21 protein-coding genes are annotated in these 25,115 nt (G+C 38.9%); 15 read left to right on the forward strand and 6 right to left on the reverse strand.

Annotated elements, in window-relative coordinates:
• Nucleotides 1-27: 27 nt before the first annotated feature.
• Together QUE35_RS13265 and QUE35_RS13270 are read right to left on the reverse strand one after the other, a co-directional pair.
• Nucleotides 28-1,245, reverse strand: coding sequence for an efflux RND transporter periplasmic adaptor subunit (locus QUE35_RS13265; protein ID WP_044261372.1), 1,218 nt, complete (start codon nucleotides 1,243-1,245; stop codon nucleotides 28-30).
• Between the two features lie 41 nt (nucleotides 1,246-1,286).
• A complete protein-coding gene (locus tag QUE35_RS13270) occupies nucleotides 1,287-2,645 on the reverse strand; it encodes a TolC family protein (RefSeq protein ID WP_022599766.1) in 1,359 nt (452 codons plus the stop codon).
• Between the two features lie 226 nt (nucleotides 2,646-2,871).
• On the opposite strand from QUE35_RS13270, the gene QUE35_RS13275 reads away from it, so the two are divergent.
• Genes QUE35_RS13275 through QUE35_RS13285 form a run of 3 tightly spaced genes read left to right on the forward strand, consistent with a single transcriptional unit; the run spans nucleotide 2,872 to nucleotide 4,390 of the window.
• Nucleotides 2,872-3,393, forward strand: coding sequence for an RNA polymerase sigma factor (locus tag QUE35_RS13275; protein WP_087879937.1), 522 nt, complete (start codon nucleotides 2,872-2,874; stop codon nucleotides 3,391-3,393).
• A complete protein-coding gene (locus tag QUE35_RS13280) occupies nucleotides 3,390-3,902 on the forward strand; it encodes a hypothetical protein (RefSeq protein ID WP_009317376.1) in 513 nt (170 codons plus the stop codon). Before QUE35_RS13275 ends, QUE35_RS13280 begins: the two co-directional genes overlap by 4 nt.
• A 29-nt stretch (nucleotides 3,903-3,931) precedes the next feature.
• Nucleotides 3,932-4,390 (forward strand): hypothetical protein, encoded by a 459-nt coding sequence (locus QUE35_RS13285; protein ID WP_147404899.1) that lies wholly within the window; start codon nucleotides 3,932-3,934, stop codon nucleotides 4,388-4,390.
• 77 nt (nucleotides 4,391-4,467) lie between these two features.
• Here the strand turns inward: QUE35_RS13285 and QUE35_RS13290 are convergent, their stop codons facing one another.
• On the reverse strand, nucleotides 4,468-6,150 hold the full coding sequence (locus tag QUE35_RS13290) for a putative transporter (protein WP_022599769.1): 1,683 nt from the start codon (nucleotides 6,148-6,150) through the stop codon (nucleotides 4,468-4,470).
• 350 nt (nucleotides 6,151-6,500) lie between these two features.
• Between QUE35_RS13290 and QUE35_RS13295 the strand changes: the two genes are divergently transcribed.
• The 8 genes from QUE35_RS13295 to QUE35_RS13330 all read left to right on the forward strand — a co-directional run bounded on the left by QUE35_RS13295 (nucleotide 6,501) and on the right by QUE35_RS13330 (nucleotide 14,685).
• Entirely contained in the window at nucleotides 6,501-7,694 is a 1,194-nt protein-coding gene (locus QUE35_RS13295; RefSeq protein ID WP_022599771.1) for a metallophosphoesterase, read from the forward strand.
• 77 nt (nucleotides 7,695-7,771) lie between these two features.
• On the forward strand, nucleotides 7,772-8,620 hold the full coding sequence (locus QUE35_RS13300; protein WP_169721109.1) for a hypothetical protein: 849 nt from the start codon (nucleotides 7,772-7,774) through the stop codon (nucleotides 8,618-8,620).
• Nucleotides 8,621-8,624: 4 nt separating this feature from the next.
• Complete coding sequence (locus QUE35_RS13305; RefSeq protein ID WP_009317369.1) at nucleotides 8,625-10,004, forward strand: ATP-binding cassette domain-containing protein; 1,380 nt, start codon at nucleotides 8,625-8,627, stop codon at nucleotides 10,002-10,004.
• A 15-nt stretch (nucleotides 10,005-10,019) separates the two neighbouring features.
• Nucleotides 10,020-12,146: a Tex family protein gene (locus tag QUE35_RS13310; protein ID WP_022599778.1), complete on the forward strand. Its 2,127-nt coding sequence runs from the start codon at nucleotides 10,020-10,022 to the stop codon at nucleotides 12,144-12,146.
• An 8-nt stretch (nucleotides 12,147-12,154) separates the two neighbouring features.
• Nucleotides 12,155-12,550, forward strand: coding sequence for a 2-amino-4-hydroxy-6-hydroxymethyldihydropteridine diphosphokinase (locus QUE35_RS13315; RefSeq protein ID WP_009317367.1), 396 nt, complete (start codon nucleotides 12,155-12,157; stop codon nucleotides 12,548-12,550).
• 76 nt (nucleotides 12,551-12,626) lie between these two features.
• Nucleotides 12,627-13,376 (forward strand): nitroreductase family protein, encoded by a 750-nt coding sequence (locus QUE35_RS13320; RefSeq protein ID WP_022599780.1) that lies wholly within the window; start codon nucleotides 12,627-12,629, stop codon nucleotides 13,374-13,376.
• 153 nt (nucleotides 13,377-13,529) lie between these two features.
• Nucleotides 13,530-13,973: a PepSY-like domain-containing protein gene (locus QUE35_RS13325; protein WP_022599782.1), complete on the forward strand. Its 444-nt coding sequence runs from the start codon at nucleotides 13,530-13,532 to the stop codon at nucleotides 13,971-13,973.
• 112 nt (nucleotides 13,974-14,085) lie between these two features.
• Nucleotides 14,086-14,685 (forward strand): IMPACT family protein, encoded by a 600-nt coding sequence (locus QUE35_RS13330; protein ID WP_022391013.1) that lies wholly within the window; start codon nucleotides 14,086-14,088, stop codon nucleotides 14,683-14,685.
• Here the strand turns inward: QUE35_RS13330 and QUE35_RS13335 are convergent.
• Both QUE35_RS13335 and mfd read right to left on the reverse strand, forming a co-directional pair.
• The gene (locus tag QUE35_RS13335; RefSeq protein ID WP_022599784.1) at nucleotides 14,631-17,024 is read right to left on the reverse strand and encodes a YfhO family protein; all 2,394 of its coding nucleotides are present in this window, start codon (nucleotides 17,022-17,024) and stop codon (nucleotides 14,631-14,633) included. The genes QUE35_RS13330 and QUE35_RS13335 overlap by 55 nt on opposite strands.
• A 12-nt stretch (nucleotides 17,025-17,036) precedes the next feature.
• Nucleotides 17,037-20,387, reverse strand: coding sequence for a transcription-repair coupling factor (gene mfd, locus QUE35_RS13340; RefSeq protein ID WP_022599787.1), 3,351 nt, complete (start codon nucleotides 20,385-20,387; stop codon nucleotides 17,037-17,039).
• A gap of 175 nt (nucleotides 20,388-20,562) precedes the next feature.
• Between mfd and QUE35_RS13345 the strand changes: the two genes are divergently transcribed.
• The 4 genes from QUE35_RS13345 (at nucleotide 20,563) to QUE35_RS13360 (ending at nucleotide 23,801) form a co-directional block, all read left to right on the forward strand.
• Complete coding sequence (locus QUE35_RS13345; protein ID WP_009317361.1) at nucleotides 20,563-21,330, forward strand: polyprenol monophosphomannose synthase; 768 nt, start codon at nucleotides 20,563-20,565, stop codon at nucleotides 21,328-21,330.
• Entirely contained in the window at nucleotides 21,327-22,673 is a 1,347-nt protein-coding gene (locus QUE35_RS13350; RefSeq protein WP_022599790.1) for a dihydroorotase, read from the forward strand. Before QUE35_RS13345 ends, QUE35_RS13350 begins: the two co-directional genes overlap by 4 nt.
• Nucleotides 22,674-22,683: 10 nt before the next feature.
• Nucleotides 22,684-23,067 carry a fluoride efflux transporter CrcB gene (crcB, locus tag QUE35_RS13355; RefSeq protein WP_022599792.1) on the forward strand — a complete coding sequence of 128 codons (384 nt, stop codon included), beginning with the start codon at nucleotides 22,684-22,686 and terminating at the stop codon, nucleotides 23,065-23,067.
• Between the two features lie 83 nt (nucleotides 23,068-23,150).
• Nucleotides 23,151-23,801 carry an NAD(P)-dependent oxidoreductase gene (locus QUE35_RS13360; RefSeq protein ID WP_022599794.1) on the forward strand — a complete coding sequence of 217 codons (651 nt, stop codon included), beginning with the start codon at nucleotides 23,151-23,153 and terminating at the stop codon, nucleotides 23,799-23,801.
• Between the two features lie 159 nt (nucleotides 23,802-23,960).
• Here the strand turns inward: QUE35_RS13360 and QUE35_RS13365 are convergent, their stop codons facing one another.
• Nucleotides 23,961-25,115 (reverse strand): iron-containing alcohol dehydrogenase, encoded by a 1,155-nt coding sequence (locus tag QUE35_RS13365; RefSeq protein WP_022599795.1) that lies wholly within the window; start codon nucleotides 25,113-25,115, stop codon nucleotides 23,961-23,963.

Below are 25,115 nucleotides of genomic sequence, written 5' to 3' on the forward strand. Positions count from 1 at the left end.
TATCCGTTCCTTTTTATTGTCGGTGAATTATTTTTTATCTTTTTTATTTCTTCCCGGAGGGCCAGGCATGAATGGATTTTGTTCTTTAGATTCCCCTATAAAAATTTCAGGATTAGTTTGTTGTCCTATCGTTGCTTCTGTAACGATTTCCATTCCTTCCGTAACGCCGTCGAGAATCTCTGTGTATATGTCATTCGTAATACCGATCTTTACAGGGTGGGCGGTAAAGGTGTTTCCTTCGAGTGTCCATATTTTATGTTCTGCCTTACAATCGATGATTTTATTGTCTGGATTGATCAACGGAGCTTCCGGAGTAAATCGAAGAGCTTTTGCCGGAACACTAAGTACATCTTTTTTATCGAGGATATAGATTGTTACGTTTGCTGTTAATCTAGGTTTTAGTTTGTATTCCGGATTTTGGGCTGAAATAACTACTTCATAAGTAACGACGGTCGATGTAGAAGAGGTGCTGCTACTGTTTGAACTGCTCTCATCTCCCAAGCGTATTTGCATAACTTTTCCTTCGAATGTATCATTGGGATATGCATCTACGGTAAAACTTACTCGTTGACCTTCTTCAACACCGCCTATATCTGCCTCATCGACATCTGCAACTACTTGCATTTGGGTCAGGTCTGCAGCGATCGTGAAGAGGGTAGGAGTTTCGAATCCGGCGGCTACGGTTTGACCTTCTTCAACATCACGGCTTATTACGACACCGTCGATAGGTGATGTGATGGTTGCATAGGCAAGATTTCGTTTTGCTTTTGCCAGCTCTGCTTTTTGACTTTGATAAGTACTTTTTGCTTTTTCATAGTTATAGACAGCCTCTTCATATTCGGTATCACTGATCAGATTCTTGTCATATAAAGTTTTGCTACGGGCATATTTCTTCTGTTGATATTCATATTCAGCTTTACTTCCGTCATAAGCCGCTTGTTTAGAGTCGAGTTCGCTTTGCAAAGTAACTTTGTCCATTTCGGCGATTAGTTGCCCTTTGGTTACTGTTGAGTTATAATCTGCATATAACTTATCGATGATTCCGGATACTTGAGTACCGACTTCTACCTTGGTAACGGGCTCTATACTTCCCGTTGCTGTTACCGAGTTCGATATGTCTCGTTTTGTTACAATTGCCGTATCGAATGTTATTTCGTTCTTTTTGGATGGGTTACTTAACATCCATATAACTATTCCTATGATCGCTATGATTATGACAATAAGGACGGTTTTCTTTTTTGTTATTTTCATTGTATATGTCTATTTAATTTTTTATTCGTTTTTATTTAAAGAGTTATTTCTTTGCCTTGGTAGAATCTTAATAACTGAGCATTTAGAATAGCCATATATTTGGCTTGTAACATTTCTTGCTGTGCTGAAAGAAAATTATTTTTTTCAGTGAGCAATTCTACCGTATTCTTCATTCCTAAATTGAATTGTTCTTGTGCCAGATTGTAACTGGTTTTTGATGCTTTTACTTGTTCTATGGCGGCTGCATATTGAGCTTGAGATGAAGTTGCGTCCAGGTAAATATCTTCTATTGTTTTTTGAAGTTCTTTTTGAGCGTTAAGGTATTCCAATTCAGCTTCAGAAATTTGTAATTTAGCTTTTTCTACCGCCGATTTATTTTCTCTGTTACTGAAGATCGGTATGCTTAGAGTGAGTCCGATACTTTCGTTCAATTTATTTTTCATTTGTTGTCCGAAATTAGAATCACTGCCAGAAATATGGCCCGTACCGACACTTGCTGACAAATCTAAAGTGGGATAGTATCCGGCTTTGGCATTTTTGTGTTCCAGTTTGGCAATATCTATTCCGAGTTTTCCGCTTTGTATGCTGGGAATAAAATTTAAAGCCGATTGGTAAACTTCCTCTTTTCCGGGTAATGGTGTCAGGACGTCATGTGCTTCGAGAATCGGAGTAGAAATACTCAGAGTTTCTGTCATATCCATTTCCAGAAGTTGTTTTAACGTCTGTATGTTGCTTTCCAGAGTCGTTTGTGAAAGTACGAGTTGGTATTTATCCGAGCTGTATTGTGATTCTAATTGGGCATAGTCGCTTTGAGAAATAGAACCGGCTTCCAATAGAGCCTTTCCACGTTCGCATTGTAGTTTTGAAAGAGCTACGGTTTCTTCATTGATTTTTACAGACTCTTGTGCATATAGTATTTGTAAAAAACTTTCGGTAATAGAAGTTTCGATATTATCGATTTCTTCTTCTACCGAATATTGTTGTACTTGTTCTTGTAGTTTGGAAGACTTGATGTTATTTCGCAATTTTCCTCCATTATACAAGGTCATCGATGATCGAAGAGAATAGTTTCCGGTGTATGAGTTTTTGCTACTGCCTTTACTCCCGGTAACTACGTAATTATCTAAACTGTTACCTTCGGGAAAAGGTGTATTTATATACTGTTGAGTTGACCCGAATGAAAGAGACGGGAACAATTTGGCTCGGGCAGATTTGCTGTCTACCTGGCTGCTTTCTAATGCGATTTTACTTTTTTTGAGTTGAATGTTTTGTGTCAGTGCATAGTCTATGCAGTTTTTTAAAGTCCACTCTTGAGGTTTTTCTTGAGCAGATAATAACCGTAATCCTCCTGTACAGAAACAAAACACGAAAATTCCGATACGATAATAATTCATAAGTCTTTCTTTTTGTGTTTATACAAAGTTAAATATGGCTCTTTTCTCAGCCAATCGAAATATAGAAAGGGTAGCTTTTCACCGACAAATCTTCTTTTTTTACAGATAAAGCAAAAAATTGAAGTAAATAGGTTTAACTTTATTGATAAATAGGCATCCAATAGATAGAATTAATTAAAAATTTAGATTTTGTTTTATGGTTGGAGATACAGAGCAGGATATAATAATGAAGTTGCGTGACCCGAAAATGTGTAATGCAGGGTTTGAACAACTGGTCTTGATGTATCGTGAATCTCTGTATTGGCACATACGGCGTTTGGTTGTATCGAATGAGGATGCGGAGGATATTTTGCAGGAATCATTGATAAAGGCATACCGGTCTTTAGATGAATTTAGAGGTGAAAGTCGTTTATTTACTTGGCTCTATCGGATTGCGACAAATGAAAGTTTGCAATTTTTACGCCGTAAGAAGTTATCTTTTACACCGTATGAAGAGGTCAGTGATATGCTGATACGAACGCTTTATGCCGAAAATAATACAGATGCAGATGAATTATTATTGAGATTTCAAGAGGCGATTTTGCGTTTGCCTGAAAAACAACGGGTTGTTTTTAATTTGAGATATTATGATGAACTGAGCTATGAAGAGATAAGTCGTATTACAGGACAATCGGTGGCAACATTGAAAACCGGCTACCATTACGCTGTGGAAAAAGTAAAAAAATATATGGTAAATAGTCAGATATGAAAGATAAAGATTTTGATTTTGATCGGGTTGGTAAGCGTTTACCTTATCGGGTAGATGAAGAGGCTTTACAGAGAGTTACTCGTAATGTCCTCGACGAGACTTGCAGACAAGAAAAAATTTCTCGAAAGTCAGGTGTTCGCAGGAACTATTTCTTCTACATGTTGGGGAGTGTTGCTGCAATTTTATTATTGTTGGTTTACATAGGAGTCGGACATAAGAAAGAAGTTCAGGATCGATTAAAGATGGCAGAAGTTTCTGCTGGTGATTCGTTGAGAGAATTTTATTCTGTTTCAGACCAGAATGCCGGGAGTATTTTTAATGATGCTTTTCAAAGAGACTCGAGCTTGGAGATTGCGTTGTGGGAAGAAACCTTAGCGGAAGATTTTAAATATTCGCAAACAGGAAAGGATATGCCGATGGATGAGTTGATCGATGAATTAAGCGATGAAGATTTGATGTTCCTTACGGAGATTACAGGTGGGACGATTGTCGATCAATGGTATAATTAATTTATTAGTTGAGATTAAATATGATAGTTATGAATAGAATATTAATGTTATTGTTTATGTGTATGCCGGTCATGTTATGGGCACAGAGACTTCCTGTTCATGAAAAACAAAAAGAGTTGCAAGAGAGAATGGTTGAAGTTTCTTTATCGGAAATACAGGAACGTTTGAGTCTTACAGAAATGCAGATATCGCAACTTCGTCCTGTATATAAGCAGTATCAAAAAAAGGTTGCCCGTTTGAATATGCAGAATCATAAATTGTTTAATCGAATGAATGCCGATACGTTGTCTGACGAACAAGCTAAGACGATACTTCGGGAATATCTTGACAGGGAGCGTAAATTGTATGCCTTAAACAAGCAGTATATGGACAATTTATTGGAAATTTTGTCTCCTCAACAAGTTATAAAATTGTATCAATCCGATTCGGATATTAAAAGAAAAATAAGAATGGAATATTTACGTCGGACAGGCAAACCGAAAAGATGAATTATTGCTAAGTTTTAGAAATGAAAAGTGGTGTGACTAAAAATGAAGCCCGGAATTTTCCGGGCTTCATTTTTTATTTAGCAAAACAATAAAATCAATAGTTGGGCGGTAAGTACCCGCAAGAACATCGTTAGAGGATATACTGTTGAATAAGCGACTGCGGGAGCATCTGTCGAAGTGGTTTTATTGGCATAAGCCAATGCTGGCGGATCGGTATTGCTCCCTGCGATTAACCCGATAAGTGTAAAATAGTTGATTTTATAATAACCTCGAGCGATAGAACCTATAATCAAAAGCGGTATAATCGTTATCAGGAATCCCCATAATACCCAAAGTAATCCGTCTCCGCTGAATACGGTTTCTGCAAATGTGCCTCCTGCCGTAATTCCGACACTTGCCAAGAATAAGCAAATTCCTATTTCCCGAAGCATTAAACTGGCACTGGTGGAAGTATAAGTTACCAATTTCATTTTGTATCCGAAACGTCCTATTAATATGGCAACTACTAAAGGTCCTCCTGCCAATCCCAATTTCATGGATGACGACATTCCCGGAATCGCCAATGGAATACTTCCTAAAATAATACCTAAGAATATCCCGACAAAAAGGGTAATCATATTTGGTTCGTTAAGACGTTTCATCGAGTTTCCGAGTCTTTCTGCCAGACGGTTTATATCCTCCAGTTTTCCTACAACAGTCAGACGGTCTCCCATTTGCAAAGTCAGGTTCGGGTTGGCAAGCAGATCGACACCTGCACGATTGACGCGGGTGGCATTTAATCGGTATCCCATCGGTAGCCGAAGAGATCCTATCGTTCTTCCGTTAAACTCCGATTTTGTTACAAGAATGCGGCGCGATACCACAGGAGCATGGATGGCTTCCCAATCCATCTCTACCGTGCTGCCGATAAAAGCTTTTAACGCATCTTCGTCTTGAATCGACAGAACAATCAGCAGTAAGTCGCCTTGCTCTATAATGGTAGAAGACTGGGGAATGATAACTTCATTATTACTCTTTTTTATTCGAGAAATGACAAAGTTGCGGTCGATGAGTTTCATTAGTTCATCCAAAGGTTTCCCGAAAATCAGTTGGTTTTCTACTTTATAGGTAACAAGATGCGGCTTGAGTACACTGGCTGCAGTTTCTTCTTCTATTTGACGGCTTTCTTTATCCAATTTTACTTTAAATATAGCTCGTATAATAAGCATTGAGAGGATAATACCTAAAACTCCTAAAGGATAAGCTGCTGCATAACCGGAAGCAATTTCGGGCACTACGTCGAGTTTCCCGTCGAAATGCAATTGGGCTAAAGTTTGCTGTGCTGCACCTAATCCCGGAGTATTTGTTACAGCTCCGGATAAAATACCGACCATTATAGGCATTTCGACTCTACCGTTGGCTAAAAAATAGATGGTACAAGCTACGGCGACGTTGAGCAATACGATTCCCGTTGCAAGTAAGTTCAGGGTCATTCCTCCTTTTTTAAAGGAAGAAAAGAATCCCGGGCCTACCTGTAACCCGATAGAATAAACAAAAAGGATAAGCCCGAATTCTTGCATAAAGTGCATGATATTGGCTTCTCCTACAAATCCGAAATGTCCGGCCAATAACCCCACAAAAAGCACAAATGTCACTCCTAAGGATATGCCGAAGATTTTCATTTTCCCTAAATATACTCCTGCAGCGATCACAAAGGCATATAATAATACCGTATGTGCAACCGATGAAGGAGTAAATAGCAGATTTTCAATCCAAGTCATGATTAATATAAAGTGTATAAATTAAATATGTAAAAGTTCAAAAATTGTTTTTTAATATTGCTTCGTATCTTAATTGTTTGTCTGTTTTTCATCTTTATGAAACGGAAAAATAGCTTTTTCTCTAAAAATAAAATAATCCGTTACTTAAGAGGCTGCAAAGGTAAGGATATTTAATCAATGCGACAAAAAATAAACGATTTATTATCATTAAATTTGTTTTCGGTTTGGAACAGTGTCAAGAGGATATTCTAAAGAAAATTAATGTATTGTCGGAGTTTCGGAATAACATCTTTTAGATTCGGAATTATTTGTATTTTTGTAAAGCGATATGCTAACGTGTTATTCAAAATATGAGATTACAACTGATAGCTTTCTTTGCATTAGTTTGCATTAATTTTGCAATAGACTTTTATATCTATTTCCGGATTATACGGAAAACCTGCCGGTATGTGTGGCTGCGTATATCTTATTGGGGAATTAATTGTTTGTTGTTGGCTGCGTTTTTGTTTGCTTATGCTCTTATGAAGAACCATCAAGATGTCGATAACCGTATGGTATTCATATGGTTTATGTTTATCTACTTTTTGGTTTATGCTCCTAAGATTACTTATTTTTTACTTTCTGTATGGGATTATGTGTCTTGCCTGTTTAGGAAAAAGATGCTCCGTATATTCCATTATGCAGGAATTGTAGGAGCTTTGTTTGTTTTCGGATCTATGGCTTATGGGGCGTTTATCAATCGGGAGCGTTTGGTTATTCGAGAGCTTTCTGTAGAGTCATCCCGATTACCGGAAGGATTTAATGATTATAAAATCGTACAAATTTCCGATATTCATTTAGAAAGTTTTGGATCAGATACAATATTCATATCCGAGATGGTACGGCAAGTTAATAAATTAGAGCCCGATTTGATTGTTTTTACCGGCGATTTGGTCACGTTGCGCAGTGCCGAATTAGAACCGTTTTTGCATGTGCTTTCCGGTTTGAAAGCAAAGAACGGAGTATATTCGATTCTTGGTAACCATGATTACGGGGATTATGTACCATGGAAAAATGTATCGGAAAAATTAGAAGATCGGAAACTCCTCAGAATAAAAGAAAAAGAGATGGGGTGGCGAATGCTGAATAATGAGTCGGTGTATTTGTATAGCGGTAATGATTCTGTAGCCCTGATCGGAGTTGAAAATTGGGGAGAACCTCCTTTCCCGAAATACGGAAATTTGAGGGCTGCTTATCCGGATTTGAATGATGACTGTTTTAAGATTTTATTAACCCATAACCCGATGCATTGGGATGAAGAAGTTATATCGGGTACAAATATAGATTTGTCTTTTTCGGGACATACTCATGCTATGCAAATTAAGTTACAGTTGGGAGATTGGCGTTACTCTCCGGCGGAGATACGTTATCCTCGTTGGAGCGGACTTTATAGGGAGGGGAATCAGTATTTATATGTAAACGAAGGTATAGGTTGTGTGTTTATGCCGATGCGGGTAGGAGCAACGCCTGAGATAACAGTAATTCGACTTAAATGTATATCGTAAAAGTTATAATTTGCGTTTTCTTTTTAATAACAGGTTTTTCTTGTGGAAAAGCACCGTCCGATTCGCCTGTAATTCGTATGGCACTGTTGAAAGGGCCTTCGGCAATAGCATTTTCAAATTTGTTAGACTCTGTTTATTGTATTCAGGGAAAGCGGTTCGAAATTGTTTTGTATGATAATCCGATGAAAGTACAGGCGTTAATGATACAAAAAAAAGTAGATGTGGCGGTCTTGCCGCTTTCTTCTGCTGTAAATTTGTATAATAAAAATACGGGTTATTCTCTTTTGGCTTGTCCGGTTTGGGGAAATTTGTTTTGGATCTCGTCCGGAAGTAGAACCGATAAATCGCCGTTTCCCATATTTTTATTTGGACAGGGTACAACTTCTGACGTATTGCTGAAATATTTACAAAGTGTTTCTGCTTTACAGGATGTCTATCCCGATTATACCTATTCTACACCTCAAGATATGTTTAGAGCCTTGATGAGTCGTCAGATATCGGATGCTATATTGCCGGAACCATTTGTATCTTTGGCATTACAAAAAGATTCATCATTATTTGTTTGTTGTGATTTGGCAAAAAAATTCAGTCCGGTTGGTTTTGCTCAAACGGCAGTAGTCGTTAGCTCGGAAATAAAGCAAGACATACATTTATTGAATTCTGTCGATTCTTTATTGTCGGTTTCAGTGAGGAAGAGTACACCTGAAAATCCGGAAACGGAAAGTCGGCTGATACACTACAAAATACTACCCGGTAAAATTGATTTGGCAACAGTATATGACCGTTGTCGCATCGAATACAGGTCACGATCTTCGGTCAGAAATTCAGTAGATAGTTTGTTGCAGGTTATTTTCAAGTATTATCCGAAATCCATAGGAGGCAAGTTCCCGGATGATAGATTCTATATATCTGATAATTCGATATGATTTTATGAAAAAGCGAAAAAAATATATTCTTATTGCCGCTTCATGGTTTACCGTATTGCTATGTTGGCAGTTTTTTTCGCTATATATCGGGAATAAAGATATTTTTCCCTCGGCTTTTCAGCTTATTACAGCAGTATTTTATTTGTTTTCGGAAGCCTCTTTTTTGTCTGCCGTATCATCAACTTTGTTGCGAGGAATATGCGGGATGTTGCTTTCCCTTTGTCTGGCTGCGATATTGGCATGGCGCGCTTCCCGATCGGATGCGTTTCGCACCTATATCCATCCTTTTTTGACCTTACTTCGTTCCGTTCCGATTATTTCATTTTTGTTTTTATTTTTGATTTGGTTTTCTCCGGAATATATTCCTCTGGTAATGGCGTTGATAACTATAGTTCCGGTATTGACCGAGAATTTAATAGCCGGTTTTCGGAATATCGATCACTCCTTGCTGGAAATGTCCTATATGTATACTTTTTCGGTAAAGCAAAAGATAAAACATATTATTTATCCGGCAGTATCGCCTTATCTTTTCAGCGGATTGATCTCTACGGCAGGATTAGGATGGAAAGCTATTATTATGGGAGAAGCTTTGGCCCAACCCGTTACGGGTATCGGTGTTATGATTCGTGAAGCTCACGGCTTTATAGAAGTTCCCCGTTTGCTGGCATGGACGTTAATTGCCGTAGTCATATCATACGGTTTTGAATTGTTATTGAAAAGGGCTGAAAAATATAATTTCCCGGTTTCTTTCGCCTCAAAGGATTATGCGGAAAAAATAATGGAGAATTTTCCCGATATTCTTAATATAGAGGGGATTCGAAAGAGATACGGACATAAAATCTTATTATCGGAATTACGGTTGTCTGTTTCGAGGGGGAAAATTACTTGTTTGATGGCTTCTTCCGGATATGGGAAAACGACTTTGTTGCGTCTGTTGTCGGGACTGGATCATGCCGAAGCGGGAGATGTTCCTTTAAAAAAAGATTGCAAAGTGGCTTTCCTTTTTCAAGAATATAGACTTTTGCCCCATCTGACAGTATGTGAAAATATTGCACTTTCCCGTGCCTCTTGTATGCGGAAGGAGACGGTTCGTAAAGAAATAACCGAGATTTTGGAACAACTGGATATGCGAAATTGCATAGATCGTTTTCCTGAAACGTTGAGTGGGGGAGAATGTCAACGTGTCGTATTGGCGCGAATGATGTTTTTCCCTGCATCTTTATATTTGCTTGATGAACCGTTTAAAGGGCTCGATTTTGATCTGAAGCAAAAAGTTATGGACTATTTGCGGAAATGGCAGGTCCGGTACGGAAAGACTATCTTGTATGTTACACATCAAGATGATGAGACGAGAATAGCTGATAAGATTGTAAGAATTCAGTAAATTTATTATTTGAGAATGAATAAAATATTTCCACAGTTGATTTCAAAGGCTTTGAACGTCAAGGCCGATCAGATTTCGAATACGATAGCCTTACTTGAGGACGGAGCTACGATTCCGTTTATAAGCCGCTATCGGAAAGAGATGACCGGAGCGTTAGATGAGGTGCAGATTGCCGATATAAAAAACCGATATGACAAATTATGTGAAATAGAGAAACGGAAACAGACAATCCTCTCAACGATCGAGGAACAAGGAAAACTGTCTTCGGAATTGAAAAATCGTATAGAGTCTTCTTGGGATATGACGGAGTTGGAAGACATCTATTTGCCGTACAAACCGAGACGTCGTACTCGTGCGGAAATAGCCCGAGAGAAGGGGTTAGAACCTTTGGCTAAATGGCTGATGATTCAGCAACCCGGTGATCCGGGATATAAAGCTTCAGCTTTTATAAAAGGGGAAGTTAAAGATAGCGAAGATGCGTTGAAAGGTGCTTGTGATATTATTGCCGAATGGATTTCTGAAAATGAAAGAGCAAGAAATACCGTACGGGGATTATTCCGGAGAGAAGCTGTAATATCGTCTCGTGTAGTAAAAACGAAAGTTGAAGAAGCTGCGAAATATAGAGATTATTTCGAGTGGTCTGAGCCGTTGTATCGTTGTTCTTCTCATCGTTTGTTAGCAATGCGTAGAGGAGAAGCCGAAGGTTTTTTAAAAGTTTCTATATCACCGGAAGATGAACTTTGTATAGACCGTCTTGAAGGTCAATTTATAAAGAATGCTACGGCTGCGGCTGCGTTTGTATCCGATGCGGTGCGTGACGGATATAAACGTTTATTGAAACCTTCGATAGAGACTGAGTTTGCTGCATCGTCTAAAGAAAAAGCCGATGACGAGGCTATTCGGGTTTTTTCTGAAAACTTGAAACAACTGTTGCTAGCTCCTCCTTTAGGGCAGAAACGAGTGTTGGGAATCGATCCGGGATTTCGTACCGGATGTAAGGTCGTCTGTCTGGATGCTCAGGGAAATCTATTACATAATGAGACGATATTTCCGCATCCTCCTCGTCAGGATGTTTCCGGTTCGGCTCGAAAAATAACGCATTTAGTAGAGGTATATGACATTCAGGCAATAGCGATCGGTAATGGTACGGCAAGTCGGGAAACAGAAAATTTTATTACCAATTTGCGTTATGATAGAAAAGTCCAGGTATTTGTCGTCAGTGAAAATGGTGCATCTGTTTATTCTGCTTCGAAAGTTGCCAGAGAAGAATTTCCGGAGTATGATGTAACTGTAAGAGGTGCTGTATCTATCGGCCGGCGTTTGATGGATCCGCTTGCGGAATTGGTGAAAATAGATCCGAAATCTATCGGAGTAGGACAATATCAGCATGATGTTGATCAGGGTAAGCTTAAGAAATCTTTGGATCAGACTGTCGAGAATTGTGTTAATTCTGTCGGTGTGGATATTAATACGGCAAGTAAGCATCTGTTGGTATATATTTCAGGATTAGGACCTCAGTTGGCGCAAAATATCATAGATTACCGTAAGGAAAACGGACCGTTTCACTCCCGAAAAGAATTGCTGAAAGTTCCTCGTATGGGAGAAAAGGCTTTTGAACAAGCTGCCGGCTTTTTGAGAATTGCTTCGTCGGAAAATCCTTTGGACAATTCGGCAGTGCATCCCGAACGTTATGCTTTGGTAGAAAAAATGGCATTTGATTTAGGCTGTACCGTCAAAGAATTGATAGCTGATAAAGAACTTCGTAAACGGTTGGTGCTGGAGAATTATCTTTCTGAAGAAGTCGGGATGCCGACTTTGAAAGATATTTTAGAAGAACTTGATAAACCGGGTAGAGACCCTCGACAAACTATTAAAGTGTTCGAGTTCGATGCTTCGGTGAAAACGATAGATGATCTCAAGGAAGGAATGCTACTTCCGGGAATTGTGACGAATATTACTAATTTCGGATGTTTTGTAGATATCGGTATTAAAGAAAACGGGTTGGTGCATATTTCGCAATTGGCAGACAGATATGTATCTGATCCAACAGAGATAGTATCTATACATCAGCAGATTATGGTAAAAGTGATGAGTGTGGATAAAGAGCGGAAAAGAGTGCAGTTATCAATGAAAGATATATAATTAGTACGATGAACAGGGCAATTGTTTGTTTGGGATCGAATGTTCCCGGAGGAAAATTATTAGTGAAAAAAAGTTGTGTGGAGATTCGGGGATTAGTCTCGTCTGCGAAATTCTCTTCTTGTTATGAAACCGTTCCGGTGAGCAGTATTCCTCAGCCGAATTACCACAATTGTGTAGGCGTTTTGGAAACGGAATTGGAATTTGAAGATTTATTTCGTATTTTTAAGGAAATGGAAAAGGCTGCCGGACGTACTCCGGGCGGTAAAAAAGTAGGAATTGTTCCTTTAGATATAGATATAGCTATGTGGAACGATGAAATTAAAAAACCGAGAGATATGATGCAGGATTATATGCAGATCGGTCTGATGGAATTGAATGACCCGTCTTGCCGTCTTGTAAAGTAAGGGCCTGTTTATAAACAATATCTTTCGTCAATGTGTTTGATGTTCAGATTTTAATTTGTTAATGTGAGGAGGTAGAATGAAAGTTATAGAAGATGTCTTGTTGAAACGGACTTCGGTTCGACGTTATGAACGGGAAAAAATAGAACCGGAAAAGCTTGATTTGATTTATCGGGCGATAGCGAGTACACCGACCAGTTACAACGGTCAGCAATATTCGGTTATTGCGGTAGAAGATCAGGAAAAAAAAGAACTGCTATATGAAATTATCGGTCAGAAGCAAATAAAGACGTCTGCCGTATTTCTGGTTTTTTGTGTCGATTTTAATAAAGTGTCTCTATTGGCAAAAGCCAAGGAGCTCGATTTTCCCCGTATTCAGGATAAAATGGACGGAGTAATGATCGGATTGATCGATGCGGCTCTGGCAATGCAGAATGCCGTGGTTGCAGCACAATCTTTGGGCCTGGGAAGCTGCTGTATCGGGTATGCCCGAACAGCCGATCCGGCTCGTGTCGCAGAAGTTTTGCAGCTTCCGAAGGGGGTATTTGTTGCTTGCGGACTCTCTATCGGTTATCCTCGGGAGATTCCCGATCTGAAACCGAAACAGCCTTTATCGGTCTTGATACATAAAAACCATTATCGAACCGATGATATGACGGAGGAATTATTAACCTACGATCGTTTAATTTGTGAATATAACGGTTGCAGAGCGGGAGTGAAGACTGATAATGATTGGTGCGCTCACATGCTTAACTACTATCGGGAAGCATTGAAATATGATATGGAAGGTTATTTAAAAGCGCAAGGTTTTAACTTAGAATATAAATAGTTTTTTGAATCTGTATAATAAGTCGAGTTGCATAAAAATTATTTTTATTTTTTTTCGAGACAGGATGAAAATTCCAGAATCTTTTCAGAATTGTGTCTAATCTTTGTATCAAGAAATAAAAATAATCAGTAGTAACCTTTAAAATTTCAGATTATGAAAAAGTTGATCTTTTTATTCGTATGTGTATTTTCTATTCAAGTAGCATTGGCAGATAATGATAAGCCGATTAATTTTACTCAGTTGCCTCAAGCGGCACAAAAATTTGTAAAACAACATTTCCCGAAAGCTAAAATCGCTTTTGTGAAAATGGAGACCGAGTTGTTCGATAAATCTTATGATGTGGTTTTTAATAATGGAGACCAACTTGAATTCGATAAGAAAGGCGAATGGACGGAAGTAAACTGTAAGTCAACTGTTGTACCGGCTAAGGTTATTCCAGCCCCTATAAAAAAATATGTAGAAACGAACTATCCCGAAGCGAAGGTACTTAGTATCGAGAGAGACCGTTACGATTATGAAGTAAAGTTGTCCAATTTCTGGGAAATCAAATTCGATATGAATTTCAATGTGATCGATATGGATAATGACCGGGATTAAGAGCCTGTCTGAATTTTACTCGATACGAATTTGTTAATCATTTATAGAATAATGCAGCTATCCATGAGGGTAGCTGTTTTTTTATTGATGTTGAAAATCGTATCTTTGCGATATGGAAGATACGTATAAAACGATAGCCCGAACTTCTGAGGGGTTGTATAAAGAAAAAATGAGTAAGTTCATCTCTTTTGCAGTTCCGGTTTCTACGTTAGATGAAGTTAAGGAAAACCTTGAAATATATCAGAAGAAGTATTATGATGCCCGACACATTTGTTGGGCGTATATGCTGGGACATCAACGTGTGGACTTTCGTTCGAATGATAACGGAGAACCTTCGGGAACAGCAGGAAAACCTATACTCGGACAAATCAATTCGTTCGGACTGACGAATATATTGATTGTCGTAATTCGTTATTTCGGAGGAATAAAATTGGGAACGAGCGGGCTGATCGTCGCTTATCGTGAAGCTGCTGCCGAAGCGATCCGGGCGAATGAAATAATTGAATGCCTTGTTGAGGATGATATACGTGTGGCGTTTGAATATCCTTTTCTGAATGATGTGATGCGTATTGTAAAAGAGGATAATGTTACTATAATTTCTCAATATTTTAATTTAGATTGTGATATGACCCTTCGTGTGCGTCGATCGGCTGTCGATTATCTCCGTTCACGGCTTGCTAAAGTGGAGAGTCTTCGTTTTTTAGAAGAATAGAGTATTTGTTTTCCTATATAAATAATGAAAAAAATCAAGGCGAGAGTAGAAATTAGAATACCATCTTTTATTCCGGGAGGAACGTATGTGAAATTTATGGTATTTTTACCTTTATCTCCTTTTACTGCCATGAACGAAATATTTGTTTTTATAATTTCTCTTTTTTCTCCGTTAACGGTTGCCGAAAATCCCGAATCGTACGGAACACTGAAAAAAATAAGATTTTCTTTAGGTAAATTAATTTCGGCAGTGAATCCGGTTGAGTTTCCGTGAAATGAAGAACATACGATTTCATTTCTTTTTCGGGAAAGCTGCGCAACATCCATACTGGTGTCTATTTTTGTATATTGAAATAATGAGCGGTATTTTTCCCAATCCTGTTTTTCGAGAACGATAGAGGACAAGAGAATGTTACATCGATTTTTTTGAGGATCGGTCTGATGTATCGAGTCGAATTCTGTCCGGTTTATAGCTCTGTCGTAAGTAAATCCGAAAGGAATAAAATTTTGATTTTCGTATATTTCAGATTTGTTGTTCTTCTTTTTTAATCGGAATCCTTCGGGAATATATTTTGTGTTAAAAGGTACATATCTGTAAAAGTAACGTACCGATAATAATGCATCGGTATATTCCCGGTTTTCTAATGACGGTTCGTTGGTGGGGCTTTTTATATTTTCTATATATCCCGAAATGCTTATGAAATCTGCATGAGAACGACTTTGCAAACTGTGGAATACCGATATTGCAGGTTCATTTTGATATAACCCCATATTCATGTGGTTTGCCGGATCGAAGTCTATCCGATATTCATATTGAGGAGATATATTATGAATAGAGTCGGTCAGAAAAACGGTTAAACTTTGGTCGCTGTTGTTGACTCCGTCTATCCGGTTATTTATTTCGATAAAGCTTCCCATATTTATTGCAGAAGCAAGACATGTGATAAACAGCAGATTTTTGGAGGATATACGATAATTGATTATGACGAACAGTAAAAGATAATTTATTATGGTCAAAATGGTTGAATATCCTGATATCAGTTTATTCGTGTCGGTATATCTTCCGAACCAATTTGTCCATCGTGATGAGAACATCTCTCCGAACCACCCTTTTTCGCAGATAAATTGTCCTGAAATAAAAGGAACGGTAATCAGAATGAGGAATGTGAGAATATATAAGAAATATTTATGAGAAATGGGATTATACAGTTTATCGGGGTGCGACAATATGTTTATTGTAGAAAGTGCTAAAATAAGAGACAAAGCGTACCACCAACGGGTATATGAATAGTTGCTCCACAGGTTGAAAGAGGCATTTAACGGTGCGATCAGAGAAATAATGACCAGACATATCAGAAGTTGAGACAACCAGTTACGGGGATGCTGCCGAATGAATGAAACTGCCAGTATTGCGCCTGTGATCGGTAGAAAAGCACCTATTGAACTCCAGTTGAGAATTTGGGGATAAAAGGCAGGGATTTCAAGACTTCCTGCCGGCATGAATAAGGCCCTGAGACGTTCTAATATGTTGAATATGCCTGTTTTGAATTTCCAAATCCTATCGACTCTCGGAGCTTCTGAGATTTTATACCATGCCGGAAGTATCAGAAATGCAGTTAATAATATTCCTAAAATTCCTTCGATGAGTATTGCCGAATAATCGTTTCGTTTATTGCCAGCCCAATCTCCCGATTTGAATCTGAAGAGAGCATAAATTACGATAAATATTCCTGAAGATACGAAAAAATAATAATTGGTAAGCAGGTTGATGAAAACGGCAAAGGTCAGTAATCCCGGAATCCGTTTCTTTTTGTAGAGTCGTAATTCCAAAGCTGTCGGAATTAAGGGAAAAAGTGCTATAACATCGGTAAAATGATTAAATTGCGTATTTAGAATCGTAAACGAGGAGAATGTATATAGCAACGACCCTATAATTGCATATATAGGTTTCTTTATAAAAATTCTGAAATAGAGAAAAGAGGTAATCCCGCAGACGAAAAATTTTAATAAAATTGAAACGGTAATTCCTTGTAGGATATGGTTTTCAGGAAATAAGGTGGCTATCCAGACAAATGGACTTCCCACAGTATAAAAGGCATATCCTCCTAAAAAGTTGTCTCCTAAAAATGAATTCCAACTCCAGTAGGGCATCCCCGTTGAGAACATTCGTTTAGTCTCAAGTATAAACGGTATTTGCTGAGTAATATAATCTGCTTTTGAGACAAAATATCCCCCATGTTGTATAATGGAGGGCAACATACCTGCAAATGCGGTTATTAGGCTTAATATACCTGATAATAGTATATTTACGAATATATTTATACGCCCGTGTTTTTCCATGGGAAGGCAAATTTATAATTCTTCTTGTTCCAGAATATTTTGTAACGTAAGAACCGCCTCTTCTACCGTTTTTATATGGGTGATAGATATAGATCGTTTTCCCTTGATTTCCCTCAGTTGGCACTGTCGGGGATTCTTTTGCAGATAACTTAATACTTTACCGAAAACAGGAGACTGAAAATAGCGGATGTTATTATCCGAAACAAAAAACAGATTCATCTTTTCCTGTTTCAATACTACTTTTTCCATACCTAACTGTTTGGCCAGTTGTCGGAGGGTAACGATACGGATAAGCTCTTTCCCTTCATGAGGTATGCGTCCGAACCTATCTTCCAGTTTTGCTGAGAATGCTTGTATGTCCGAGGCTCGTTCCATATTATCCAACTCCTGATAGAGGGAAATCCGTTCCGAGTCATTCGGGATGTAGCTGTTGGGAAATAATAGTTCCATGTCTGATTCTATGGTGCAGTCGCTGACAAATGTTTCTCGTTCGCCGGGAAGAACCACGCTATTTTCGTTATAAACATCCGTAAATTCCTCATTTTTCAATTCTTCTACAGCTTCTTTCAATATTTTTTGGTAGGTTTCATATCCTAAGTCTGCAATGAATCCGCTTTGTTCTGCCCCCAATAAATTCCCTGCTCCTCGAATATCCAGATCTTGCATGGCGATATGTATTCCGCTTCCAAGTTCTGAAAAACTCTCTATCGCTTGTAATCGGCGGCGGGCATCCACACTCAGTTCTCGCAATGGTGGAGTAAGGAGATAACAAAAAGCCTTTTTATTGCTTCTGCCTACACGTCCCCGTAATTGATGAAGTTCGCTTAACCCGAAATTTTGAGCATTATTGATAATAATCGTGTTGGTGTTGGGCATGTCGATTCCCGATTCGATGATGGTGGTCGCTATCAATACATCATAGTCGTAATTTGTAAAATCGATAATTGCTTGTTCGAGTTTTTCGGGTTCCATTTGTCCGTGACCTACGATTGTTCTGGCGTCCGGAATAAGGCGATGTACGAGATTTTCCAGTTCATAAAGCTGTTTTACTCTGTTATTGACGATAAATACCTGGCCGTTTCGACTCATTTCGAAATTGATGGCTTCTTTGATAATATCTTCATTAAATCCGTGAACCTCGGTCTGTATCGGGTATCTGTTAGGGGGGGGAGTCGTTATGGCCGAAAGATCCCGAGCACCCATTAACGAAAATTGTAAAGTACGAGGAATCGGTGTTGCTGACATGGTCAAAGTATCTACATTTGTCTTTATTTGTTTCAGTTTTTCTTTAACGGCAACTCCGAATTTCTGTTCTTCATCGATGATAAGTAATCCTAAATCTTTAAATTTTACATCTTTTCCTATGATGCGGTGTGTACCTATCAGTATGTCGATTTTACCTTCTGATAAGTTTTTGAGTATCTGTCGTGTTTCTGCAGAAGTTCTTGCCCGGCTTAGGTAGTCTACTTTAACGGGAAAATCTTTAAGTCGTTCGCTAAATGTTTTATAGTGTTGAAATGCCAGTACGGTAGTTGGGACAAGAACAGCTACTTGCTTATTATCGCATGCAGCTTTAAAAGCAGCCCGGACTGCAATTTCAGTTTTTCCGAATCCGACATCTCCGCATATCAGCCTGTCCATAGGGCGTTCTTTCTCCATATCGGCTTTTACTTCGGCTGTCGATTTCAATTGATCGGGTGTGTCCTCATAAATAAATGACGCTTCGAGTTCTTGCTGCATGAATGTGTCGTGGGAAAATGCGAATCCTTTTTCTTCTTTTCTTTTGGCATACAGTTTGATAAGATCGCGGGCAATATCTTTCATCTTGCTCTTGGTCTTTTCTTTCATCCGTTCCCATGCTCCTGTCCCTAATTTGTTGATTCGGGGAGGTTCTCCTTCTTTTGCCCGGTATTTGGCTAATTTGTGCAGAGCGTGTATGCTGACGAAAAGAATGTCGTCATTTTGATAAATGAGTTTAATGACTTCTTGCATTTTTCCATTGATCTCTGTTCGTATCAGTCCTCCGAATTTTCCGACACCGTGATCTATGTGAACGATATAATCTCCTATTTCGATTTGTTGCAGTTCTTTAAGTGAGAGAGCGAGTTTTCCCGAACGGGCTTTGTCGCTTTTCAGACTGTATTTGTGGAATCGGTCGAACAATTGATGGTCTGTAAAAAAGCAGGCTTTCAATTCCCGGTCTATAAAACCTTCGTGTAGTGTTTTCTGTACAGGGGTGAACGAGATATTTTCACCTTTATCTTCAAAAATGCTTTGAATACGTTGTATCTGTTTTTCGCTGTCGCTTAAAATATAAAGAGTATATCCCTCTTTCAAGAAAGAGGTGAACGAATCGATAACCAGTTCGAAATTCTTGTGATAGATCGGTTGAGGCGAGCATTCTATTCTCAGAATGGCTGCGTCTGGGGAAAGACTTTTATTCCCATAATCGATTCGTTTAAATTCGAATATTTTTTTGCGGAATGTGTCCGGGTCTATGATTTTTTTTCCTGCATTAAGATCGCCTTCTTCGGTTATCAATAATTGATCGGACAGAGTTTCTCCGGCAATTCCGTTGATTCGTTCTATGCACCATGCCAGATCTCTGAATCCGAAAATTGTTTTCGGATCGATAAACTCCAGAAAAGAGATGCCGTTAGCTTCGTTATTCATCATGTTGGGAATAATGAATATCTCTTCGAATTGATCATTGGACAATTGCGACTCTATATCGAAAGATCGGATACTTTCGATGTCATCTCCGAAAAAATCGATACGGTAGGGCTGGTCGAAAGAAAAAGAATAAACATCGAGAATACTGCCTCTTACAGCATATTGTCCCGGTTCATATACGTAATCGACTCGCTCGAAGCCATATTTGAAAAGAATATCCGAAATGTTCGTGATGTCTGCTTTCCCGTTCTTTACCAAGTGGATCGTTTTCTCAGATAGTGTGGTTTCTCTGACGACTTTTTCAGCCAAAGCTTCCGGACAAGTAACAACGATCAAAGATCGGTCGGTCTGCCTCAGACGGTTAAGAGTTTCTGTCCGTAGTATTTCGTTTGCCGCATCCACTTGTCCGTATTTAATGGCACGTTTATAGCCGGAAGGAAAAAATACGATATTTCCTTCTCCTTGTATTTGCACCAAATCATGATAAAGATATCCTGCTTCTTCCATATCGTTCGCAACCAGAACGACAGGCCTTCCGCAAGTGGATAGTGACGAGAGCAATAACGAGGCTGCAGAACCTTGTAGTCCGGTTATGTGGATTGTCTTTGTCCGGTTATCCGCAACAAGATTTTGTAATGCTTTTTGCCGGGCAGGCGTATTGAAAAGCGTATATAATGAGTCGATTTTCATTTTGTAGAAATAATCATCCGTAAAGTTTGACAAAAATACATCTTTTTGATCAAACTGCGAGATAGAAATTATTGCATGTTAATCATTATTTACTATTCATTTTACGTAGTTTTTCAATTTGTAGTATCTTTGTCACATTGATTTTTTGATAAATAAACGATTTATCGATAGGCTCATGAGCTCGAATGTGAAATCTGACGGGGTGGTGATTATCCCGACTTATAATGAAAAAGAGAATATAGAAAATATCATTTGCAAAGTTCTTTCTTTGGAACATGCGTTCGATATTTTGGTAATTGATGATGGTTCGCCGGATGGAACGGCGGATATAGTGAAGCGGTTGATGACAGAATTTACAGGTCGCTTATTTATTATTGAACGTTCAGGGAAACAGGGACTGGGTACGGCATATATAACCGGATTTAAGTGGGCGCTTGCTCATGGTTATGAATATATTTTCGAAATGGATGCCGATTTTTCTCATAACCCTGACGACCTTTTAAAGTTATGGGATGCTTGCGCCAACAAAGGTGCGGATGTTGCTATCGGGTCTCGTTATATAACGGGGGTAAATGTCGTAAATTGGCCGATGGGTCGGGTGATGATGTCATATTTTGCATCAAAATATGTACGGTTTGTCACAGGAATGAATATTGCCGATACGACTGCAGGATTTAAATGTTATCGTCGGGAAGTTTTAGAAACGATCGATTTGGATAATATCCGGTTCAAAGGGTATGCATTTCAAATAGAAATGAAGTTTACAGCATATAAGTGTGGCTTCAAGTTGGTAGAAGTTCCTATTATTTTTATAAATCGGGTATTGGGCACTAGTAAAATGAATAGCAGCATTTTCGGAGAGGCTGTTTTCGGAGTAATTAAATTGAAATATGACAGTTGGTTCAAGAAATATCCCCATAAAAAAAGCAATGCGGCATCATGAGAAAAATACTGATAAAAAATGCAACGTTAATAAATGAAGGATATGCAGGAATAGCTTCGGTTCTTATCGAAGGAGATAAAATTGCTGCGGTTTACCCCGAAGAGTGTACCATCGAAATGGAGCGTAATGCGGATGAGGTTGTAGATGCCTTTGGCAAATGGCTTCTACCCGGTGTTATCGATGATCAGGTACATTTTAGAGAACCCGGCTTGACTTATAAGGCTGATATGCATTCCGAATCGATGGCTGCGGTGGCAGGCGGGGTGACTTCTTATATGGAAATGCCGAATACGAACCCTCAAACGACAACGAAAGAGGCTCTCGACTGGAAATTTAATCGGGCAGCCGAAACCTCAGTTGCCAATTATTCTTTTTATATGGGGGCTACGAATGATAATATAGAAGAGCTTTACAAGATCGATCACCGACGTGTGTGCGGAGTAAAGCTGTTTATGGGGTCTTCTACGGGAAATATGTTGGTGGATCAACCTGTTGCGTTGGAAAGGATTTTTTCCGAAATACCTGCATTGATAGCCGTACATTGTGAAAAGGAAGAAATTATCCGGGCTAATCGGGAATATTATGTATCTCGTTTTGGTGAAGAATTGCCGGTGCTTTTTCATCCGTTAATACGGAGTGCAGAAGCTTGTTATGCATCATCTTCACAAGCCGTCGATCTGGCGGTACGGAATAATGCCAGATTGCATTTGTTACATCTTTCTACGGCACGAGAACTCTCTTTGTTGGATGATTCTCCCTTGTCCGAGAAAAAAATTACAGGAGAGGTATGTGTACATCACCTTTTCTTTGATGATAACGATTATGCTGAATATGGGAATAGAATAAAATGGAATCCGGCTATTAAGACTTGTGCCGACCGTTTGGCTCTGACAGAGGCTGTAAGGACCGGACGAATCGATGTGGTGGCTACTGATCATGCACCTCATCTTTGGAGTGAGAAACAAGGTTCTTGTTTAAAAGCGGCTTCGGGAGGTCCGTTAGTTCAGCATTCTTTATTGGTGATGTTGGATAAAGTAAAGAAAGGTGATTTTACGCCCGAACAAGTAGTGAGGCGCATGTGTCATGCTCCTGCCGATCTGTTTCATATAGAAAAACGAGGCTATGTCCGCCCCGGATATTTTGCAGACTTGGTACTTGTCGACCCGAATCGGAGTTATACGGTCACGGCAGAAAATATTCTGTCAAAATGCGGATGGTCTCCGTTTATGGGATATACTTTCCCTATGTCGATAGATCGAACTTATGTGAATGGAACTCTTGTTTATGATAAGGGTATAGTTGATGTGAATTATCGGGGCAGAGAACTTGTTTTTGATAACTAACTCTGTAAATATGAGATTGGCACTTTGGGTCGGGATAGGTGGTTTTACGGGTAGCATAGTCCGTTATCTGTTATCTAAATATATATTTAGTCAGGCGGGTAGTGCATTTCCATGGGCGACTTTGGCAGTTAATTTATCAGGATGTTTTATTATCGGGCTGTTGATAGGATGGTTTGCCCGTTGTGAAAATTTGTCTGCAGAAGTACGCATGTTTTTGACGGTCGGTTTTTGCGGAGGTTTTACAACCTTTTCGACATTTGCCAGTGAATCTCTGTTACTGCTCAAGGCCGGGGAATGGCTGAATTTTTCTTTGTATACCGTAATTAGTGTTACATGCGGCATAGCATTAACGGCTTTGGGTTCTTTTATTGCGTTATCTGTACGGAACGGATAAATTTCTTTTGTCTTTTTGTTGAACATTCACCTTCATGAAGTAGTTTATATCTTGTTATATAATGAATTTTTAAATGACAAGATATGAAAAAGATTATTTTGATCGGAGCTAGCGGTTATGTAGGTTCTGCCATTATGAAAGAAGCTTTAAATCGAGGGATGCAAGTTACGGCGATTGTACGACATCCTGAGAAAATCACGATAAAGGATGCTAATCTGACTGTGAAAAAAGGCGATGTTACTGACATTGACAAGATTGCACGTTTAAGTAAAGGTGCGGATGTTATTGTCAGCGCTTATAATCCCGGTTGGAATAATCCGGATATTTATGAGGAGACATTGTCTGTATATCCGAAAATTTTAGAAGCTGTAAAAAAATCGGGAGTTCCTCGTTTTTTAATGGTTGGGGGGGCAGGAACTTTGTTTGTCGAACCGGGACTCCGTTTGATCGATTCAGGGATGATTCCCGAAACTATTTTACCGGGAGTGAAATCATTGGGAGAGTTTTATTTAAATACTTTATCGAAAGAAAAAGAGGTAGATTGGGTGTTTTTTTCTCCGGCTGCAAATTTATTTCCGGGAAAACGGACAGGAAAATTTAGATTAGGCAAAGATAATATGATTGTTGACGATCAGGGAGAAAGTTCTGTTTCTGTCGAAGATTATGCTGCTGCGATGATCGATGAAGTTGAATATCCTACACATCACTACGAACGCTTTACAATCGGTTATTGATTTGAAAATCAATTATAAAAATATCTGAAAATTTTAATGAACCCGAAATATGGATAGTAGAGACAGGCAAGAATAAATGAAAAGTACCGTTTTATTCGTACACAAGATAAAACGGTGCTTTTCTATTTTATTTAGACAGGCTCTTAAGAGTTTTTATTTTTATAGGCATCCGGTATAAATTTCCCGTGCTACTTCGGCTGTTACGTTTTTGTTTTCTCCGTATGCTATATTATGAGCTTTGAGCCTGTTGTAGATAATATCTACAGCCTCTGCCGGAATTCCGTATTCACTCATTCGCGTGCGCAATCCCATTTGCCGAAAAAACTCTTCAGTTTTTTCGATTGCTTTGTCTGCCTTTTCTTCTTTGCTTCCTGTTGTTATGTTCCATACTCTTTCAGCGTATTGAGCCAATTTTTCCGTTTTTTGTTTTTTCAAAACACGGAGTAAAGACGGATATACGACAGCAAGCGTTTCGGCATGATCGAGGCCATAAAGCACTGTGAGTTCATAACCTATGCGGTGTGTTGCCCAATCTTGCGGAACACCCATACTCACAAAGTCATTTAGAGCCATAGATGCACACAGCATGAAGTTTGCCATTGTGTCATAATCTTTTTGATTTTCCAATACTTTCGGACCTATTTCAATGAGAGAAAGCAGTACACCTTCAGCCCATCGGTCCATCAAAATACCGTTTCCCGTAGTAGTCATGTACTGTTCCATGATATGCATAAAAGCATCTACAATTCCATTGGAAAGCTGTTTTTTAGGAAGAGTATATGTTACTTCCGGATCAAGGATCGAGAATTGAGGTGATGATTTAGGAGTGATAAATGAAACTTTTTCTTGTGTACGTCGGCGTGAAAGTACTCCTCGATAGTTCATTTCTGATCCGGTTGCCGGAAGAGTGAGAACTGTCGCCAGAGGTGTCGTTTTTGTAATTTTTTCGGGATGTATAGCTAATTCCCAAGCATCTTCACCTGTGTAGGGGATTGCATGTGCGATAAATTTTGTACCATCTATTACAGAACCGCCTCCGACAGCAACCAGATAATTTATCTTATTGTCGCGGGCTAATGTAACCGCTTTCATTACTGTGTCATAATCGGGATTCGGTTCTATACCCCAGAATTCGATGTTAAAATGATTTGACAGAGCATTCTTTACTTGTTCATAAACTCCGTTTTTCTTAGCGCTACCTCCTCCGAAACATACCATGATACGTTTGTCGGAGGGTATTTCCGTCCCAAGCTTGGCGATGGTTCCTTTCCCGAAAATAAGTCGGGTCGGATTTTGGAAATCAAAATTATTCAT

It is taken from the genome of Coprobacter fastidiosus, from assembly GCF_030296935.1.
Lineage (GTDB): Bacteria > Bacteroidota > Bacteroidia > Bacteroidales > Coprobacteraceae > Coprobacter > Coprobacter fastidiosus.

What these genes read in the sequence shown, in the direction of transcription:
- QUE35_RS13295 (WP_022599771.1), top strand. Translation starts at nt 6,501, where the DNA reads ATGAGATTACAACTGATAGCTTTCTTTGCATTAGTTTGCATTAATTTT.
- QUE35_RS13320 (WP_022599780.1), top strand. Translation starts at nt 12,627, where the DNA reads ATGAAAGTTATAGAAGATGTCTTGTTGAAACGGACTTCGGTTCGACGT.
- QUE35_RS13310 (WP_022599778.1), top strand. Translation starts at nt 10,020, where the DNA reads ATGAATAAAATATTTCCACAGTTGATTTCAAAGGCTTTGAACGTCAAG.
- QUE35_RS13270 (WP_022599766.1), bottom strand. Translation starts at nt 2,645, where the DNA reads ATGAATTATTATCGTATCGGAATTTTCGTGTTTTGTTTCTGTACAGGA.
- QUE35_RS13330 (WP_022391013.1), top strand. Translation starts at nt 14,086, where the DNA reads ATGGAAGATACGTATAAAACGATAGCCCGAACTTCTGAGGGGTTGTAT.
- mfd (WP_022599787.1), bottom strand. Translation starts at nt 20,387, where the DNA reads ATGAAAATCGACTCATTATATACGCTTTTCAATACGCCTGCCCGGCAA.
- QUE35_RS13285 (WP_147404899.1), top strand. Translation starts at nt 3,932, where the DNA reads ATGAATAGAATATTAATGTTATTGTTTATGTGTATGCCGGTCATGTTA.
- crcB (WP_022599792.1), top strand. Translation starts at nt 22,684, where the DNA reads ATGAGATTGGCACTTTGGGTCGGGATAGGTGGTTTTACGGGTAGCATA.
- QUE35_RS13335 (WP_022599784.1), bottom strand. Translation starts at nt 17,024, where the DNA reads ATGGAAAAACACGGGCGTATAAATATATTCGTAAATATACTATTATCA.
- QUE35_RS13345 (WP_009317361.1), top strand. Translation starts at nt 20,563, where the DNA reads ATGAGCTCGAATGTGAAATCTGACGGGGTGGTGATTATCCCGACTTAT.
- QUE35_RS13275 (WP_087879937.1), top strand. Translation starts at nt 2,872, where the DNA reads ATGAAGTTGCGTGACCCGAAAATGTGTAATGCAGGGTTTGAACAACTG.
- QUE35_RS13300 (WP_169721109.1), top strand. Translation starts at nt 7,772, where the DNA reads ATGGCACTGTTGAAAGGGCCTTCGGCAATAGCATTTTCAAATTTGTTA.
- QUE35_RS13325 (WP_022599782.1), top strand. Translation starts at nt 13,530, where the DNA reads ATGAAAAAGTTGATCTTTTTATTCGTATGTGTATTTTCTATTCAAGTA.
- QUE35_RS13280 (WP_009317376.1), top strand. Translation starts at nt 3,390, where the DNA reads ATGAAAGATAAAGATTTTGATTTTGATCGGGTTGGTAAGCGTTTACCT.
- QUE35_RS13315 (WP_009317367.1), top strand. Translation starts at nt 12,155, where the DNA reads ATGAACAGGGCAATTGTTTGTTTGGGATCGAATGTTCCCGGAGGAAAA.
- QUE35_RS13290 (WP_022599769.1), bottom strand. Translation starts at nt 6,150, where the DNA reads ATGACTTGGATTGAAAATCTGCTATTTACTCCTTCATCGGTTGCACAT.
- QUE35_RS13365 (WP_022599795.1), bottom strand. Translation starts at nt 25,115, where the DNA reads ATGAATAATTTTGATTTCCAAAATCCGACCCGACTTATTTTCGGGAAA.
- QUE35_RS13360 (WP_022599794.1), top strand. Translation starts at nt 23,151, where the DNA reads ATGAAAAAGATTATTTTGATCGGAGCTAGCGGTTATGTAGGTTCTGCC.
- QUE35_RS13350 (WP_022599790.1), top strand. Translation starts at nt 21,327, where the DNA reads ATGAGAAAAATACTGATAAAAAATGCAACGTTAATAAATGAAGGATAT.
- QUE35_RS13305 (WP_009317369.1), top strand. Translation starts at nt 8,625, where the DNA reads ATGAAAAAGCGAAAAAAATATATTCTTATTGCCGCTTCATGGTTTACC.